Origin of the sequence: Yoonia sp., assembly GCF_014859355.1 — a bacterium.
GTDB lineage: Bacteria > Pseudomonadota > Alphaproteobacteria > Rhodobacterales > Rhodobacteraceae > Yoonia.
In genome coordinates, this window is record NZ_JACUUJ010000013.1 from 49,152 (window position 1) to 66,472 (window position 17,321).

The 17,321-nt window shown below is 59.3% G+C and carries 12 protein-coding genes; 5 read left to right on the forward strand and 7 right to left on the reverse strand.

All coding sequences use genetic code 11. From position 1 onward, the window contains the following. Position 1 precedes the first annotated feature (1 nt). Positions 2–904, reverse strand: coding sequence for a LysR family transcriptional regulator (locus IBX59_RS06845; RefSeq protein WP_296373779.1), 903 nt, complete (start codon positions 902–904; stop codon positions 2–4). A gap of 95 nt (positions 905–999) precedes the next feature. Here IBX59_RS06845 and IBX59_RS06850 point away from each other — a divergent pair, with 95 nt between their 5' ends. The 4 genes from IBX59_RS06850 (at position 1,000) to mmsB (ending at position 5,648) form a co-directional block, all read left to right on the forward strand. Then, positions 1,000–2,499: a CoA-acylating methylmalonate-semialdehyde dehydrogenase gene (locus IBX59_RS06850; protein ID WP_296373785.1), complete on the forward strand. Its 1,500-nt coding sequence runs from the start codon at positions 1,000–1,002 to the stop codon at positions 2,497–2,499. Between the two features lie 80 nt (positions 2,500–2,579). Continuing rightward, complete coding sequence (locus tag IBX59_RS06855) at positions 2,580–3,716, forward strand: acyl-CoA dehydrogenase family protein (RefSeq protein WP_296373787.1); 1,137 nt, start codon at positions 2,580–2,582, stop codon at positions 3,714–3,716. 25 nt (positions 3,717–3,741) lie between these two features. Continuing rightward, positions 3,742–4,785 carry an enoyl-CoA hydratase/isomerase family protein gene (locus IBX59_RS06860; RefSeq protein ID WP_296373790.1) on the forward strand — a complete coding sequence of 348 codons (1,044 nt, stop codon included), beginning with the start codon at positions 3,742–3,744 and terminating at the stop codon, positions 4,783–4,785. Beyond that, positions 4,782–5,648, forward strand: coding sequence for a 3-hydroxyisobutyrate dehydrogenase (gene mmsB, locus IBX59_RS06865; protein ID WP_296373792.1), 867 nt, complete (start codon positions 4,782–4,784; stop codon positions 5,646–5,648). The genes IBX59_RS06860 and mmsB overlap by 4 nt, the downstream gene beginning before the upstream one ends. Positions 5,649–5,770: 122 nt before the next feature. Here the strand turns inward: mmsB and uvrA are convergent, their stop codons facing one another. The 6 genes from uvrA to IBX59_RS06895 form a co-directional block, all read right to left on the reverse strand. Next, positions 5,771–8,629 carry an excinuclease ABC subunit UvrA gene (gene uvrA / locus IBX59_RS06870; protein WP_296373794.1) on the reverse strand — a complete coding sequence of 953 codons (2,859 nt, stop codon included), beginning with the start codon at positions 8,627–8,629 and terminating at the stop codon, positions 5,771–5,773. Positions 8,630–8,806: 177 nt separating this feature from the next. Next, a complete protein-coding gene (lpdA, locus tag IBX59_RS06875) occupies positions 8,807–10,201 on the reverse strand; it encodes a dihydrolipoyl dehydrogenase (RefSeq protein WP_296373796.1) in 1,395 nt (464 codons plus the stop codon). A gap of 103 nt (positions 10,202–10,304) precedes the next feature. Continuing rightward, the gene (locus IBX59_RS06880; protein WP_296373798.1) at positions 10,305–10,886 is read right to left on the reverse strand and encodes a DUF924 family protein; all 582 of its coding nucleotides are present in this window, start codon (positions 10,884–10,886) and stop codon (positions 10,305–10,307) included. Between the two features lie 69 nt (positions 10,887–10,955). Further along, a complete protein-coding gene (locus IBX59_RS06885; RefSeq protein WP_296373800.1) occupies positions 10,956–12,221 on the reverse strand; it encodes an MFS transporter in 1,266 nt (421 codons plus the stop codon). Between the two features lie 112 nt (positions 12,222–12,333). Next, positions 12,334–13,392, reverse strand: coding sequence for a tRNA preQ1(34) S-adenosylmethionine ribosyltransferase-isomerase QueA (gene queA / locus IBX59_RS06890; RefSeq protein ID WP_296373802.1), 1,059 nt, complete (start codon positions 13,390–13,392; stop codon positions 12,334–12,336). Beyond that, on the reverse strand, positions 13,389–16,682 hold the full coding sequence (locus tag IBX59_RS06895) for an AsmA-like C-terminal region-containing protein (protein WP_296373804.1): 3,294 nt from the start codon (positions 16,680–16,682) through the stop codon (positions 13,389–13,391). The genes queA and IBX59_RS06895 overlap by 4 nt, the downstream gene beginning before the upstream one ends. A 90-nt stretch (positions 16,683–16,772) precedes the next feature. Between IBX59_RS06895 and bcp the strand changes: the two genes are divergently transcribed. Further along, positions 16,773–17,240, forward strand: coding sequence for a thioredoxin-dependent thiol peroxidase (gene bcp / locus IBX59_RS06900; protein ID WP_296373805.1), 468 nt, complete (start codon positions 16,773–16,775; stop codon positions 17,238–17,240). Positions 17,241–17,321: the final 81 nt, after the last annotated feature.

Consider the following 17,321-nt stretch of genomic DNA (forward strand, 5'->3'; position numbering starts at 1 on the left):
GTCAAATTGCAGGGCCGCCTGTCAAGCACGCCGTGCGTTCCAGCCGCGCCACTTCTGCCTGCATCCCTGCGATCAAGGCCGCAGCAAACCGCGTCAGCCGGTCCGATTGCCGGTCTGACGTATGGCGCACCAGATAAAACGACCGGGTCAGCGATACCGTATCGACCAGCACGCGGCGTAGTTCGGGCGCGAAGGGCAACGCGAAATCATGCACGATACCCACGCCCGCCTGCCGCAGCATCTGCAACTGCACTGCGACGGAATTTGATGCCATCTGCACCCCATCCAGCCCCAGATCACCCAGATAATCCAGTTCCTTGTCAAAAATCATATCGGGGATATAGCCAACAATCCGCCGCCCGCGCAGTCCGGCCCGCGTTGTCATCGGGGGGGCATCGGCCCGGGTGGCCAGATGCAGGTGATAATCGGTGATCTTTTCCACGGTCAGGCGGCCTGCCGCCGGCGGGCTGACGGCAATCGCCATATCCGCCTCGCGGCGCGACAGGTTGACGACGCGGGGCAGCGCCAGAATTTGGACCTCCAAATCGGGGTTTTCCGCCTGAATCGCCGCGCAGACCTGCGGCAGCACGAAATTTGCGGCCCCATCCGGCGCACCGATTCTGATCTGCCCGGTCAGCGCGGCCGATGCCCCCTGTCCTTCGTCAAAGGCCAGCGCCAGCTGCGCTTCGGCCTCGGCGGCGCGGTCGCGCATCCGTTCGCCCAGATCGGTCAGGGCATAGCCCTGCGGGGATTTTACGAATAAGGCCGCCCCCATGCTGCGTTCCAGCCTGGCCACCCGACGGCCCAGCGTGGCCGGATCCATCCGCAACACTGGGGCCGCGCCAGACAGGCTTTCGGCGCGGGCCACCGCCAGAAACACCCGCATGTCATCCCAGTTTTCCATCGTATCCTTGCATTTTTGCAAAACGGTTTTGGGATATTGGTTCTTTTACAGTTAAAAACGCAAGACTATAATCCTTGCGAACACAGGAGGATCCCATGAAAGAACTGACCCATTATATCGGCGGCGCCCACGTCAAAGGCACGTCAGGCCGTTTCGCGGACGTCATGAACCCCGCCACCGGCGAAGTGCAAGCGCGGGTGCCGCTGGCCAACGCCGAAGAACTGGCGCAAGCCGTGGACATCGCCGCCAAGGCGCAGCCTGCTTGGGCCGCTGTGAACCCGCAACGCCGCGCGCGCATCATGATGGCCTTTGTCGGCCTGTTGAACCGCGACATGGACAAACTGGCCGAGGCGCTGAGTCGCGAACATGGCAAAACCCTGCCAGACGCCAAAGGCGACGTGATTCGCGGGTTGGAGGTCGTGGAATACTGCATCGGCGCGCCGCAACTGCTGAAAGGTGAATACACCGACAGCGCCGGCCCCGGCATCGACATGTATTCGATGAAACAGGCGCTGGGTGTCACCGCCGGCATCACGCCGTTCAACTTCCCCGCCATGATCCCGATGTGGATGTTCGCCCCCGCCATTGCCTGCGGCAACGCCTTTATCCTCAAACCATCCGAACGCGACCCGTCGGTGCCCTTGATGTTGGCCGAGCTGATGGAAGAAGCAGGTCTGCCCAAAGGCATTCTGCAAGTCGTCAACGGCGACAAGGAAGCGGTGGATGCGATCCTTGATCATGACGTGATCCAGTCAATCGGGTTTGTCGGCTCGACCCCGATTGCGGAATATATCTATGGGCGCGGTTGCGCCAACGGCAAGCGGGTGCAGTGTTTTGGTGGCGCGAAAAACCACATGATCATCATGCCCGATGCCGATATGGATCAGGTTGCCGATGCGCTGATTGGCGCAGGCTATGGCGCTGCGGGCGAACGCTGCATGGCGATTTCCGTGGCGGTGCCCGTGGGCGATGAAACCGCCGACCGCCTGATCGCAAAACTGGTGCCGCGCATCGAAAAGCTGAAGGTCGGGCCATATACGGCAGGCAACGATGTGGATTACGGCCCTGTCGTGACAGCCGCCGCCAAGGCCAACATCCTGAACCTGATCGAAAGCGGGATCACGCAAGGCGCCGAACTGGTCGTCGATGGGCGCGATTTCAGCCTTCAAGGCTATGAAGACGGCTATTTCGTCGGTCCACATCTGTTCGACCGGGTGACAAAGGACATGGATATCTACAAAAAGGAAATCTTTGGCCCCGTCTTGTCGTGTGTGCGCGCGCAAACCTATGAAGAGGCGCTGGGGTTGGCGATGGACCACGAATATGGCAACGGCACCGCGATCTTTACCCGCGACGGCGATGCGGCGCGTGATTTTGCCAACCGGATCAACATTGGCATGGTCGGAGTAAACGTGCCGATCCCTGTGCCGCTGGCCTATCACACCTTTGGCGGCTGGAAAAAATCCATGTTCGGCGATCTGAACCAGCACGGGCCGGATGCGTTCAAATTCTACACGCGGACCAAAACGATCACGTCACGCTGGCCGTCGGGGATCAAGGACGGCAGCGCCTTTTCCATGCCGCTGATGGAATAAGCCCGACGCAGGCTTGCCAAGTTGGGGCAAAGCGCCCAAGAATATGAACAACCGTTCAATTCATGCTGATGGGAGGCATCATGGACTTTGCCCTGACCGAAGAACAAACCGCCATCTTTGACATGGCACAAGCCTTTGGCGCGGAACACATCGCGCCAAAGGCCCGCGACTGGGAAGCCGCAGGCACGATCCCCAAACAACTGTGGCGCGATCTGGCGGCCTTGGGCTTTGGCGGGCTTTATGTATCCGAGGAAAACGGTGGTGCAGGTCTGACCCGGCTGGATGCGACATTGGTGTTCGAGGCGCTGTCGCAATCCTGCGCGTCGGTGGCGGCCTTTTTGTCGATCCACAACATGTGCGCCCGGATGATCGACACCTATGGTTCGGAACCATTGCGCGCGCGTGTTTTGCCCAAGGTCCTGACGATGGAAACGATCCTGTCGTATTGCCTGACCGAACCCGGCTCAGGCTCGGACGCTGCCGCGCTGAAAACGCGCGCACTGCGCAGCAATGACGGATATCGCCTGACCGGAACCAAGGCCTTTATTTCGGGGGGCGGCTATTCAGACGCCTATATCGTCATGGCCCGCACCGGTGATGACGGCCCCAAGGGCATCAGTGCCTTTTTGGTGATGGACGGTGCGCCCGGCCTGTCGTTCGGCGGGCTAGAAGACAAGATGGGCTGGCGGTCGCAACCCACGCGGCAGGTGCAGATGGACGCTTGCGAAACCGCGGCAGATAACCTGCTGGGCGAAGAAGGCCAGGGTTTCAAATACGCGATGGCCGGGCTTGATGGCGGGCGACTGAACATCGCAGCCTGTTCACTGGGGGCGGCACAAGCTGCCCTTGACAAGACGCTGGCCTATATGCGCGAACGTCACGCATTCGGCAAATCCATCGACCAGTTTCAGGGGCTGCAATTCCGGCTGGCTGATATGGAAATCGACCTGCAATCAGCGCGCACCTTTCTGCGGCAGGCGGCATGGAAACTGGACACCGGCGCATCCGACGCCAGCAAATTCTGCGCGATGGCCAAAAAACAGGTGACAGAGGTCGGCAGCCGCGTGGCCGACGGATGCCTGCAATTGCACGGCGGCTATGGCTATCTTGCGGATTACGGAATCGAAAAAATCCTGCGCGATTTGCGGGTGCATCAAATACTGGAAGGCACCAATGAAATCATGCGCCTGATCACCGCACGGCACCTGATCAAATAAACACCACCGCAAGGCAGCCAAGGCCATGACCGATATCATTATCCGCAAGACAGGCAACGCCGGACATATCACGCTGAACCGTCCAAAGGCGCTGAATGCGCTGACATGGGACATGTGCCTTGCGATCGAGGCGGCGCTTGATGATTGGCGCGGCACCGATGATGTGGCGCTTGTCATGATCGACGGCACGGGCGACCGCGCGTTTTGTTCGGGTGGTGACATCGCAGAAATGTATGCCACAGCCAAACGCGGGGACTATGACTATGGCCAGCGGTTCTGGCGTGATGAATACCGGCTGAACGCCAAACTAGCGGAATACCCCAAGCCGATCGTCAGCTTTTTGCAGGGCTTTACCATGGGCGGCGGTGTCGGTGTGGGTTGCCATGCGGCGCACCGCGTTGTCTGTGACAGCAGCCGTATCGCCATGCCGGAATGTACAATCGGGCTGGTGCCGGATGTGGGCGGGTCGCTGTTGCTGGCGCGCGCGCCGGGATATTGCGGGGAATTTCTGGGGCTGACAGGTGACCGTATGGATGCAGGCGACGCGATCCATGCCGGCTTTGCCGATCATTTCATCCCCGAACGCGATTGGGGGGCTTTGAAATCAGCGCTGGCGCAAACCGGCGATGTGTCCGCCGTGACAGCCACAGCACACCCCGCCCCCGCCAGCCGATTGCACGACTGGCAGGCCGGGATTGACGCGGTGTTCTGCCACCCGACCCTTGCCGATATCTACGCCGCCATGCCCGACACCCCTGGCCCCGCCGTGGCCCATGCGCGCAAACTGATGGACCGCAACGCGCCCTTGGCCATGGCCGTGGCAAGCAGGATCATCAAATCGGTGCGCGCGGCCCCACACATCCGCACGGCGCTGGATCATGAATTTCGCTATACTTTCCGCAGTGCAGAACAGGGCGATTTCATCGAAGGAATCCGCGCGGCCATCATTGATCGCGACCGCAGCCCGCACTGGCAGCACAAGACATGGCAGGATGTGCCGGAAACCGAGATTTTGCGCATGACCGCCCCCTTGGGCGACGATGCGCTGCAATGGGAGGAAAGAACATGAAAGTAGGCTTTATCGGTCTGGGGAACATGGGCGCGCCCATGGCGGCCAACCTGGCCAAGGACCATGATGTCATCGGATTTGATCCCGTCGCACGGCCAGACGGTATCACCATGGCATCCAGCGCGGCAGAGGCAGCAAAAGACGCCGATGTCGTCATCACCATGCTGCCCAACGGCGACATCCTGCGCGCTGTGGCCCGCGAAATCCACCCGGCGATGAAACCCCGTGCAGTGCATCTGGATTGTTCCACCGTCGATGTGGACAGCGCACGCGCGGTTGCCGCACTGGCGGAAGAACACGGACTTGGTGCCATTGACGCCCCCGTTTCAGGCGGTATTGGCGGGGCGGCGAACGGCACGCTGACCTTTATGGCAGGCGGGTCTGACGCCGCGTTTCAAACTGTCAAACCCCTGTTTGACATCATGGGGCAAAAAGCGGTGCACTGCGGCCCTGCGGGCAACGGGCAAGCCGCCAAGATCTGCAACAACATGATCCTTGGCGTCACCATGATCGCCACTTGCGAAGCCTTCGTGCTGGCCGACAAACTGGGGCTGGACCGGCAGGCAATGTTCGATGTGGTCAGCACATCGTCAGGGTCATCATGGTCGATGAACACCTATTGCCCCGCCCCCGGCATCGGCCCGGTTTCGCCCGCCGACAACAACTATCAACCGGGGTTCGCCGCCGAACTGATGCTCAAAGACCTCAACCTTGCGCAAATGGCTGCCGCAGCCGCCGATGCAGACACGCCCATGGGGCAAGCCGCGCGCGATCTTTTTGCGCAGTTTGTCGAAACAGAAGACGGCAAGGGGCGTGATTTTTCAGCCATGCTGCCAAGGTTCGAAAAACGCCACCGGCCCTAAGCCAACAAATCAGGGGCGGCCACACCAGGCCCCGCCCCCGAGAAAAGGCTTCGATCTTCATCTTGGCAAAAAAACTCCCGCCGGAGGCTCCCACAGTGGCCACACAGGCCAACAGCTAAAGATTACTCAGCTGCGACTGTCACCGCATCCAGCATCGGTTTCAGGTAACGCCCGGTGTGGCTTGCGACGACGTCTGCAACCTCTTCAGGTGTGCCGGTCGCCACGACCTTGCCACCTCCATCACCGCCTTCGGGACCGATATCAATGATATGATCAGCGGTTTTTATCACGTCAAGGTTGTGTTCGATTACCACCACCGAATTACCTTGTTCGACCAATTCATGCAGCACCTCTAACAGTTTGCGCACGTCTTCGAAATGCAGCCCCGTTGTCGGTTCATCCAGAATATACAGTGTGCGCCCCGTCGATTGCCGCGCCAGTTCCTTGGACAGTTTGACGCGCTGCGCCTCGCCGCCTGACAGGGTTGTGGCCTGCTGGCCCACTTTGATATAGCCCAGACCGACGCGCATCAGCGCATCCATCTTCGTGCGGATTGACGGCACCGCGGTAAAAAACGTTTGCGCATCTTCGACAGTCATATCGAGCACATCCGCGATGGATTTGCCCTTGAACTTGATCTCCAGCGTTTCGCGGTTATAGCGTGCGCCCTTGCAGGTTTCGCAGGTCACATAGACGTCAGGCAGGAAATGCATTTCGATCTTGATCACGCCATCACCCTGGCACGCCTCGCAACGCCCCCCCTTGACGTTGAATGAAAACCGCCCCGGTTTATAGCCGCGCGCCTTGGCCTCTGGCATCCCGGCGAACCAGTCGCGGATCGGGGTGAAGGCACCAGTATAGGTCGCGGGGTTCGACCGCGGGGTGCGCCCGATGGGCCGCTGGTCAATGTCGATCACCTTATCAAGGTATTCGAACCCTTTGATTGTTTCGCACGGCGCTGGCGTCTGCCGCGCCCCGTTCAGTTTCATCGAGGCGTTTTTGAACAGCGTTTCAATGGTCAGCGTGGATTTCCCCCCGCCCGACACACCGGTCACACAAACAAACTGCCCCAGCGGAAAATCGACCGTGACGTTTTGCAGATTGTTCCCCGTCGCCTTGACCACCGTCAGCTTTTTGCCCTTGCCCTTGCGGCGTTTGGCAGGGATTGCGATTTTACGCGCGCCCGTCAGATACTGACCGGTGATCGATGCCGGATCAGCCATGATCTGCGCGGGCGTGCCCTTGGCCACAACCTGCCCGCCATGCACGCCTGCACCGGGGCCGATATCAAACACATAATCCGCCTCGCGGATCGCTTCTTCATCATGTTCGACAACGATCACCGTATTACCCTGATCGCGCAGGTTTTTCAGCGTGGTCAGCAGCCTGTCATTATCGCGCTGGTGCAAGCCGATGCTGGGTTCATCCAGCACATAAAGCACCCCTTGCAAGCCCGATCCGATCTGGCTGGCCAACCTGATGCGCTGGCTTTCGCCACCCGACAGCGTGCCGGAATTACGCGATAACGTCAGATATTCCAGCCCGACGTTGTTCAAAAACCCCAAGCGTTCGCGAATTTCCTTCAAAATCGCCTTGGCAATTTCATTTTTTTGGTTGCTCAGGCTGTCAGGCACCGCCTGACACCAGTCAAAGGCTTCCTTGATGGACATCTGCACCACCTGACCCACGTGCAAGCCACCGATCTTGACCGCCAGCGCCTCGGCCCGCAGGCGATAACCACCGCAGGTGCCACAGGCGCGGTTGTTCTGAAAACTTTCAAATTCCTCGCGAATCCAGTTGCTGTCGGTTTCGCGATAGCGGCGTTCCATGTTCGGGATCACGCCTTCGAAAGGGCGTTCCACCTGATAGACGCGCCCGCCTTCGTCATAGCGGAACTTGATTTCGTCCTTGCCCGATCCATACAGGAACACCTGCTGCACCTTTGGGTCCAGATCTTTCCAGCGGGCGTTTTTGTTAAACCCGTAATGTTTGGCGATCGCCTCGATTGTTTGCAGGAAATAGGGCGATTTGCCCTTGCGCCACGGGGCCAGTGCACCGTCAGCGATTTTCAGCGTCACATCAGGGACGACAAGTTGTTCATCAAAAAACAGCTCGACCCCCAGACCGTCACAATCGGGACAAGCCCCAAAGGGCGCGTTGAATGAAAACAACCGTGGTTCGATTTCGGGGATCGTAAAACCCGACACCGGACAGGCGAAATTTTCTGAAAAGGTCATGCGTTCGGGGTCGCCCTCTACCGGGGCGGTTTCCAGAATGGCGATGCCATCGGCAAGGTCCAGTGCTGTGCGAAAACTGTCTGCAAGGCGGGTTTCCAGCCCGCTGCGCACAACGATCCTGTCCACAACCACGTCGATGTCATGGCGAAATTTCTTGTCCAGCGTGGGCGGTTCATCCAATTCGTAAAACTGCCCGTCCACCTTGACGCGCTGGAACCCCTGCTTGCGCAGGTCCAGAAATTCGCGGCGGTATTCGCCCTTGCGGTCACGGATGATCGGGGCAAGCAGATAACCGCGCGTGCCCTCTGCCAGCGCCATGACGCGATCAACCATATCCTGCACCTGCTGCGCCTCGATCGGTAAACCTGTCGTGGGCGAATAGGGCGTGCCTGCCCGTGCAAACAGCAGGCGCAGGTAATCGTAAATCTCGGTGATGGTCCCGACCGTGGAACGCGGGTTTTTGCTGGTCGTTTTCTGTTCAATCGAAATCGCAGGTGACAGGCCGCTGATGTGGTCCACGTCAGGTTTTTCCATCATGTCCAGGAACTGGCGGGCATAGGCGCTCAGGCTTTCGACATAGCGCCGCTGGCCTTCGGCATAGATCGTATCAAAGGCAAGAGATGACTTGCCTGAACCGGACAGACCCGTAATCACTACAAGCTGCTCACGCGGAATATCCACGTCGATATTCTTGAGATTATGTTCGCGCGCGCCGCGCACTTCGATGTTTTTCAGCTCTGCCATGGGTCACCTTTTGTCCACGCCTCAGACATAAGCCGACCAAGCGCCCCGTCCAATACGTATCTAGAACATTAAGGAAACATTTGCAGATTTATTTTCATATGTCATCGGTGACGCAGAAGCGATGTCGCGTTCTGCGTCACTTTGATCGCGCTGGGTGAGTTTGCCTCCCCTTGCGGTCTACATGTGGATCACGCGATCATAAGCATCGAGCACGCTTTCGTGCATCATTTCCGACAAGGTCGGGTGTGGGAACACGGCGTGCATCAGGTCTTCTTCGGTGGTTTCCAACTGCCGCCCGATCACATAGCCTTGGATCAGTTCGGTCACTTCCGCGCCGACCATATGCGCGCCCAGCAATTCGCCTGTCTTGGCGTCAAAAACGGTTTTCACCATGCCTTCGGGTTCGCCCAAGGCAACCGCCTTGCCGTTGCCGATAAAGGGGAACTTGCCGACCTTGACGTCATAGCCCAATTCCTTGGCCTTCGCTTCGGTATAGCCGACAGATGCCACCTGCGGGTGACAATAGGTGCAGCCTGCGATGCTTTCGGGTTTGACAGGATGGGCGTGTTTGCCTGCAATCAACTCCGCGACCATGACGCCTTCGTGGCTGGCCTTGTGGGCCAACCATGGGGCGCCCGCGATGTCGCCGATGGCATAGATCCCCGCGACCCCGGTGCGGCAATATTCATCGGTCACCACATGGGTGCGATCTATCTTGACGCCCAGCGCCTCCAGCCCCAGGCCTTCGACGTTACCGACGATGCCCACGGCGCTGATCACCGTGTCAAAGTCTTGCGTGATAACCTTACCCCCGGTTTCGATATGGGCGGTCACCTTGTCCTTGGCGCGGTCCAACTGCTTGACCGTGGATTTTTCCAGTATCGTCATGCCTTGCTTGATAAATTGCTTTTTGGCAAAGGCGGAAATATCGGCGTCTTCCACCGGCAACACGCGGTCCATCACCTCGACCACGGTGGTTTCAGCCCCCAGCGTGTTATAGAAACTGGCAAATTCAATGCCGATGGCACCCGACCCGATGACCAACAGTTTTTTCGGCTGATGCGGCGGCACCAGCGCGTGGCGATAGGCCCAAACGCGGTCGCCGTCCGCCTCTAGCCCCGGCAGGTTGCGCGCGCGGGCGCCCGTGGCCAGCACGATATTCTTGGCGGTCAGGTCTTCTGTCCCGGCGTCGGTCTTGACGCTGACCTTGCCTTTGGCGGTGATCGTCGCCTCGCCCATGATCACCGTCACCTTGTTCTTTTTCAGCAGGTGTTTCACCCCGCCTTCCATCTGTTTGGCAACGCCACGTGACCGTTTCACAACCGCGTCCAGATCATAACCGATCCCTTCGGCGGACAGCCCGAATTCCTTGGCGCGGTGCATCAGGTGAAACACTTCGGACGACCGCAGCAGTGCCTTGGTCGGGATGCAACCCCAGTTCAAGCAAATGCCACCCAGATTTTCGCGTTCAATCACGGCCACATTCAACCCCAGTTGCGCGCCTCTGATCGCAGCGACATAGCCCCCCGGTCCCGCGCCAATTACGATCACGTCAAAATTTTTCGCGGCCATGCTGCGCCCTCCAAGATAACAATTTAGTTGAACGTTAAACTACTTTCCAAACAAGCTCTAGTGGCCTTTGGGCATAACAGCCATCGCGTTTGTGCAGGGCCTGTTAGCGGGCACCCGCCGTCTGCGCACGCAGTGCAGTGGCGTATCCGCCCGCGTCCAGAAACACCTGTTCGGCTGCGGTTGTCTTACGGGCAAGTGCCGCATTGCGATAGGGAAATCGCCCGAATTGACGGATGATGGACCGATGCGCACAGGCGTGACTTTCGTTTGACTTGCCGGTTCCAGGCATCCGCGTGTGGATCAGCCGCACGGCCCGGTCCTGATCAATCAGGTTTTCCGCGTGCATCAATGGCAGATAGAAAAACTGCCGCGCAGGTTCATCAATTTTCATGTCCCAGTGCCGTTCGATCGCCATTTTTGCAGCGGCCAGTGCCAGCTTGTCTGTCGCAAACGCCTTGCCACTATCGCGAAACATATTGCGCGGGAACTGGTCGGTCAGGATGATATAGGCCAATGTTCCCGAAGGATATGTCAACCACAAGCCCAGCGCACCTTCGGTTGCCTCTTGCCAGGTGGGCAGGAATTTTTCACGGATTTTTGCATCAAACACCGGATCGGATTTATACCAATCCTCTGGCGCGCATTCATCAAGCCAAAATGCCAAAACATCTTGCGGGGCTAGCACAACACCACTCCTCCAGATCGCTATCTTACGTGGTCAAGAGAAACAGACAAACCTTGCCCTGACAAGTGGTTACTGACCGTGCGTTTGCGATTCACTTGCGTCGGCTTCGATATAGACTTCTTGCGCCACTTCAACGGCAACGGGTGTGGATGCTGCGGAAACGGCAGTATATGGCACTGTTTCACCTTCAAAGTCGGCACGGCTGCGCTGCGTTGCGCGATAAAGGCCGTAAACGCCGATAGCAAACATCAGGATTGCCGTGAACAGCCAGAACCCGTTTACGCCGATGCTATCCATCATCCAGCCCACAATCAGTGGCCCCATGATAGCCCCCAACCCATTGATAAACAAAAGCCCGCCCGATGCCGCCGCCATATCCTCTTTCTCGAGGTAGTCATTGGCATAGGCAATCAGAAGCGCATAAAGCGGGTTCGACGTGCCGCCCACAATCGCCCCGCTGATCACGATCAGCACGTAATTGCCGGGCACGAAAAAGGCGATCAGTGACCCAGCGCCACCGATCAGCGCGATCCAGATGATCAATGCCCGCCGGTCCATCCTGTCTGACAGCCATCCGATCGGATATTGCAGAAACAAGGCAGAGACATAAATCGCCGAAATGAACAATGAAATCTGGCCAACGCTCAGCCCGACCCTGTTGCCATAAACCGCCGACATGCCAAATTGCGCCGAAAAGACCCCCCCCAGCATGAACATGCCCACGCAGGCCAGTGGCGAGGCCGCGATGACCTGCCGGATGGTCATGGGTTTGGTCGTCGCAAAGGCCGGTGTCGGTTTAACCGACAACAAGATCGGCGCAAAGGCCAGCGACACCAACACCGACGGAATGATGAACAACACATAGCCAGACACATCGCCCCGGCTGACGATGAATTGCGCAAAAACAATCCCCGCCATCTGCACGATCATGTAAAGCGACAGCGCCTTGCCACGGGTTTCATTGGTAGCGGAATCGTTCAACCAGCTTTCTGCCGTGATATAGACCCCGCAAAAACAAAACCCGATGATCACGCGCCCGATGATCCACGCCCAAGGTTCAACCAGCGTCGGATACATGATCAGAACAGCCGAAATCAGCGACCCCATGGCGGCAAAGACCCGCACATGCCCGACACGGCGGATCAGGCGTGGCGTGAACCGCGAACTGAACAAGAACCCCAGAAAATAGGCGGACATGACCAGCGACAGGGCAAAGGTGCTGAACCCTTCCTGATCACCGCGCAAACCCAGCAACGTGCCTTGCAGGCCGTTTCCCACCATGAACAGGAACAACCCCAAAAAAAGGGCCCAAGACCCGCTCAATACCTGAAACATGTCGCGTCCTTCTTGTTCGCGTCGTTGACCGGCTATCACACGATTCCGTAAAAATCACGCTAGGCCGATGCGACAGTGTCGCGCTTGTTTGCGCCATTTTGCGCTGACCGGTTCAGGCATTAACCTGCGGCAGTAACAATGACGCGTCACCATAACTGAAAAACCGATATTCTTTTGTAATGGCATGGGCATAGATCGCCCGTATCTGGTCCACTCCCATCAGGGCCGAAACCAGCATCATCAGCGTCGACTTTGGCAGATGGAAATTGGTCATCAATCCGTCGGTCATCTGGAATGTAAACCCCGGCGTGATGAAAATATCCGTGGGGCCGGTCCAGGGTTCAACCCTGCCCGACCGTGCGGCACTTTCAATCAGGCGTAGCGCGGTGGTGCCCACGGGGATGATCCGCCCGCCTGCGGTCTTTGTCGCGTTGATCTCGTCGGCGGCTGTTTGTGTCACCTCGCCCCATTCGGCATGCATCTTGTGGTCGCGCACGTCGTCCACCTTGACCGGCAGGAATGTCCCTGCACCGACATGCAAGGTGACATGGGTAAAGCTGACACCCCGTGCAGCCAAAGCTGCCAGAAGCGCCGCGTCGAAATGCAACGATGCCGTCGGCGCGGCGACGGCACCGGCGTGACGCGCCCAATAGGTCTGATAATCCTGCATGTCCGCGGCGTCGGCAGGGCGTTTGGCCGCGATATAGGGCGGCAGGGGCATCGCCCCCACATCCGCCAGTGCCGCATCGAAATCGTCACCCGTCAGATTGAAACGTAAATGTCCCTGCCCGTCAGCACGGCCTGTCACGGTCGCTGACAGCGCATCGGAAAACACGATCACTTCGCCATCGCGGGCCTTTTTCAACGGCTTGAGCAAGGCCACCCAATCCCCATCTGCACGCGGCTCCAACAGCGTCACTTCGATATGGGCGGCTGTATCACCGGCGTCGCCATGCCTATGGCGCAGGCCGGACAGGCGCGCGGGGATGACTTTGGTATCGTTCAGCACCAACCTGTCGCCCGGGCGCAGAATGTCAGGCAGATCGGTGACGATCCGATCATGGATCGCATCACCATTCGCCAGCAAAAGCCGCGCCGATGATCGCGGCCGCGCCGGACGCACCGCAATCAGCCGCTCGGGCAGGTCAAAATCAAAATCGGACAGTTTCATTCGGACAGCACCGGCGCGGGTCTGCGGAAAATTTCGCGAAACATGCCAGGCGTCAGTGCTGAAAGCGGGTTCACGGCGATACGCGGCGCATCAGCTGTGCCGGTAATGTTGAAATTGAACCCGATCAACCCTTCGCCCCGACGGGTCAGAAAGGCACCGACACTATTCAAAAGGTAAAACGGTGACACAACGCCCTGCATATCAATTCCTTTGTCTGACAGCGTGTAGATGCCATCGACCGAAATGCCAAGGCCGGGGCCAACCGCGCTGGCATCGGTCACGATCACTTGTTCCGGGGTCAGCCGGAACCTTGCGTCCACCGCGTCAAAGGCAAGCCCCTGCCCGTCCAGTTGCGCAAGCAGCCCCACGACGCTGATCGCATCCAGCAGCGCCGCAATCGTTGGCGCATCGCGCACCCGCAAGCCGCGCATCGCCAAGGTGCCATCAAAAACACCAGCGCCCGCCGTTGGCAGCAATGTCAGGTCGAGCGTGCCGCCAACCGCATTGCGCATCAAACCTGCGGCGCGCACCACGCCACCGGCATCGTCACTGCGCAGCCTGATGGCCGTGCTGCCATCACGCGGAGCAACCGCACCTTCGATTGCGGCAGCGCCATTGACCAGTGCCCCGAACGGCCCGACCAGCCCAGACACGGTGGTGAAATCACCGCGAAATCCTGTCAGCGCGATCCCATCAGTCACTTGCAGGCGGTCAAGCCTGACGCGCAGCGGGCCACCGCCCCTGCCACCCGCGCCAAATTGCGCATTGCGCAGATCCAGCAGGCCACCGCCAATCTCGATCGCGACGGGCGCGCGCGGCCCTTGCCCGCGCAAGGTGATCGGCGCATCCAGCCAATCGCCCACGCGCACCCGGTCAAAGCGGGCCGCCTCCAACCTGCCCGCAGGCGTCAGGCTGACAGCCCCCTGCGCGCGCAGCCCACCGCCGCCGATATCCAGCCGCGTGATCGCAGGCACCTGACCAAGCGTGCCGGCTATATCCAGCGTGCCACGGGTTTGCGCGGATTTCGTCCAGCCAAGGGCGGGCAAGGTGATCCGCAGACCAACCATATCGGACCGCACGGAAAACGCCGGAGGGGCGCCCCCCCTTTGCAAGTCGATCTGAAGCGAACCCGCGGCACTGCCACTGACAGTATCGGGCGGCAAGGCGATGCCGAATTCGTCGAGGAACGGCTGCGACAAAGCAACCGTCGCCGTAACCTGACTACGGCCAGCAAATTCCGGGCCGAACTGCTGCGCCCAGCGACCAGTCAGCGGCACATCCCCCACCCGCACTGGCCCTTCGATCTGCAATCCGGTGTTGTCGGCGTGCAGGGTCAAGCGCGGTGCCACCATCTGCCGACCGGGGATGAGCGTGGCGCTACGCACAGATGTCAAGGCGGCGGACACATCAAAATTCAGCTCATCCGGCGTCATGCCTGGCTTGAGCGGGAACTGCATTCGCCCCGTCACCACCGCCCGTCCGTCCGCGACAGTAACAGGCAGTTGCGCCTTATCCAGAAACTGGAAAGGACGGCGGTTCAGCGCCGACAGCATCGCAGTGATCGTGCTGTCAGCGCGCAGATCGAAGATCGCAATATTTGGCGGCGGATGTTTTGCTGGAATCGCAAAGCTGGACCCGTCCAGCGCGATCAGCCCCCCCTGTGGCGCAGCGACCTGTCCGTGATCAAGGCTGGCCACAAAGTCACCGTCAACAAATGATACGGTCCCCTTGGCATCAGTGATCGGCGCAATATCCCTCAGAAACTTGATATCGGTATCCGAAAATTCCCAGTTCGCGGCAAATTTTGGCTGTGCGCCGGGGTGCAAGCGCAACCCGGCAGCCACGTTAAACAATTGCCCAGATGTGATATTGTTGTCTGCCCAACGGCGCGCACCGGGTCTGACAGCGCGAGGCCAGTAAACCATCAGCCTTTCAGGGCTGATCTGGTTCAACTTTGCATCCAGCGCCAGATCCCAGCCCCCTGCGGTTGCGGCGACATGGCCTTTGGCAACCAGCCGCGTCGGGCCGTCATTGATAACCAACTGCCCCAAAGCGACCGAAAAGGGATCAAAGCGCAGGCGCAGGTCAAGCGCTGCGGCGGGTATAGCAAGGGCGCTGTCGTAAACACCGGCCGGATTGACCAGCATATCCCGAAACCGGATCTGCGCCAGCAAGGCATGCGGCAGACCATCGCGCATGTCCCGCAGATAGGCCCGCCCGGTGGCCTGCATCTGCCCCCACCCCGTATCCAGTGTAATCTGGTCAAACACGATCTGATCTTGGGCAGGGTCATAGGTCAGATAGGCTTTGACCGCGTCAAATGGCACCGGTGATGTCGCGGGATTGGGTTGCAACACCCCTTGTCCGATTTCAAGAACCGCGCTGAGCGGTCCCAGCTTGCCCGCGTCATCCAGAGATGTGCGAAGTGTCGCCGTCATCGGCGCATCAACGTCGCGCAACCACGCCAGCGCGGGCGATTGCGCCGCAATGTCGCTGGCAACCGCATCGGTGATTTTCAGGCCGAAATCGGCGGCACGGCTACCCTTGGGGCTGCTGTAGGACAGCGCCATCGCAGTGATCCCGGCCCTTCCGGACAAAACCGACAGATCGCCGCGCAACGCGATCTGCCCGCCGCGCAGGTCAAGCGCCAGTGTGCCGCCATCGACGATCCAGCTGCGCCCTGCGCGGGCATCATCAAAATTCACGATCAACCCTTCCACGCGCACCAATTCAAGCGCGGCAAGCGCGGGCCTCTCAAAGACCTGATCAAACTGATCCAGCAAAGCAGGCAACGACCCCGCCCGCCCAAAGTCGCCGGCCTGCCGACCCAACGCGACCCGCAATGTGCCGTCACTTGCCCGCCGCAGGTTGACCTGTGCGCCGACCAGCCGGATTTCCTGCACCAGGACATTCCCTTGCAGGATCAGACCGCGCGGCGATATCAAGGCCTCGATCCGCGGAATATGGGTGACCGTCAGGCCGCTTTCATCATGGATTTGGCTATCCACCAATCGCACGGTCGGGTGCAGATCACGCCCGATCCGCAAATTGATTGCGCCAAAGCGAAGTTGCCCCCCCGCCAACATGACATCAGCGCGCGCGCTGACCCGATCCACAATCCAGCCCGGCGCGGTAATATCGCGGTCGATCAGCATCACCGCGGCCGCCAGTGCAAAAGCCAGCGGAAACAGGCCGGCCAGAACAACACAGCGCACCACCACCGACCAGCGCCACCAGTTACGGCGCAGTTGCGGCTGTTCAACCGGTGCTGTCTTGCGATCGTCGGTCACCTATCCTCCGGGTATGCGGCACCTTGTCTTTATCTTTTCGCCATCTGCTCTAAAACAACATGAAATCACTCCAGACAAAAGGACCAAGCCATGCCCCTTCCCGCGATCGGCGACAAAGCCCCTGAAATCACCCTGCCCCGCGACGGTGGCGACATTATCAACCTGTCCGATTTTGCGGGCAAGAACGTGGTTGTCTATTTTTACCCGCGCGACGACACGTCCGGCTGCACAAAAGAGGCGTTGGGCTTTACCGAAAACGCCGATGCCTTTGCCGCACTGAACACCGTCATTCTGGGTATTTCCAAGGATAGCGTGACCAAGCACGACAAATTCGTTGCCAAACATCACCTGAAAATCGCGCTTTTGTCCGATGAAAACGGCGATGTCTGCGAACGCTATGGCGTGTGGAAAGAAAAAAGCATGTATGGCAAAACCTATATGGGCATCGAACGCGCAACCTTTCTGATCGACGCAGGCAGCAAGATCGCGCAGGTCTGGCCCAAGGTCAAAGTGCCAGGTCACGTCGATGCGGTGTTGGACGCGGTGCGCGCGCTGTGATGCTGGCAGATATGGCCGTGGCGGTGCTGACCACCGCCGATGGCCGCGAAAAAACCGCACTGTCGCGTGGTTTCGCGGCCC

Excerpts from the sequence above, each read along its gene's own strand:
- IBX59_RS06845 (WP_296373779.1), bottom strand. The coding sequence starts at position 904 with ATGGAAAACTGGGATGACATGCGGGTGTTTCTGGCGGTGGCCCGCGCC.
- IBX59_RS06850 (WP_296373785.1), top strand. The coding sequence starts at position 1,000 with ATGAAAGAACTGACCCATTATATCGGCGGCGCCCACGTCAAAGGCACG.
- IBX59_RS06855 (WP_296373787.1), top strand. The coding sequence starts at position 2,580 with ATGGACTTTGCCCTGACCGAAGAACAAACCGCCATCTTTGACATGGCA.
- IBX59_RS06860 (WP_296373790.1), top strand. The coding sequence starts at position 3,742 with ATGACCGATATCATTATCCGCAAGACAGGCAACGCCGGACATATCACG.
- mmsB (WP_296373792.1), top strand. The coding sequence starts at position 4,782 with ATGAAAGTAGGCTTTATCGGTCTGGGGAACATGGGCGCGCCCATGGCG.
- uvrA (WP_296373794.1), bottom strand. The coding sequence starts at position 8,629 with ATGGCAGAGCTGAAAAACATCGAAGTGCGCGGCGCGCGCGAACATAAT.
- lpdA (WP_296373796.1), bottom strand. The coding sequence starts at position 10,201 with ATGGCCGCGAAAAATTTTGACGTGATCGTAATTGGCGCGGGACCGGGG.
- IBX59_RS06885 (WP_296373800.1), bottom strand. The coding sequence starts at position 12,221 with ATGTTTCAGGTATTGAGCGGGTCTTGGGCCCTTTTTTTGGGGTTGTTC.
- queA (WP_296373802.1), bottom strand. The coding sequence starts at position 13,392 with ATGAAACTGTCCGATTTTGATTTTGACCTGCCCGAGCGGCTGATTGCG.
- bcp (WP_296373805.1), top strand. The coding sequence starts at position 16,773 with ATGCCCCTTCCCGCGATCGGCGACAAAGCCCCTGAAATCACCCTGCCC.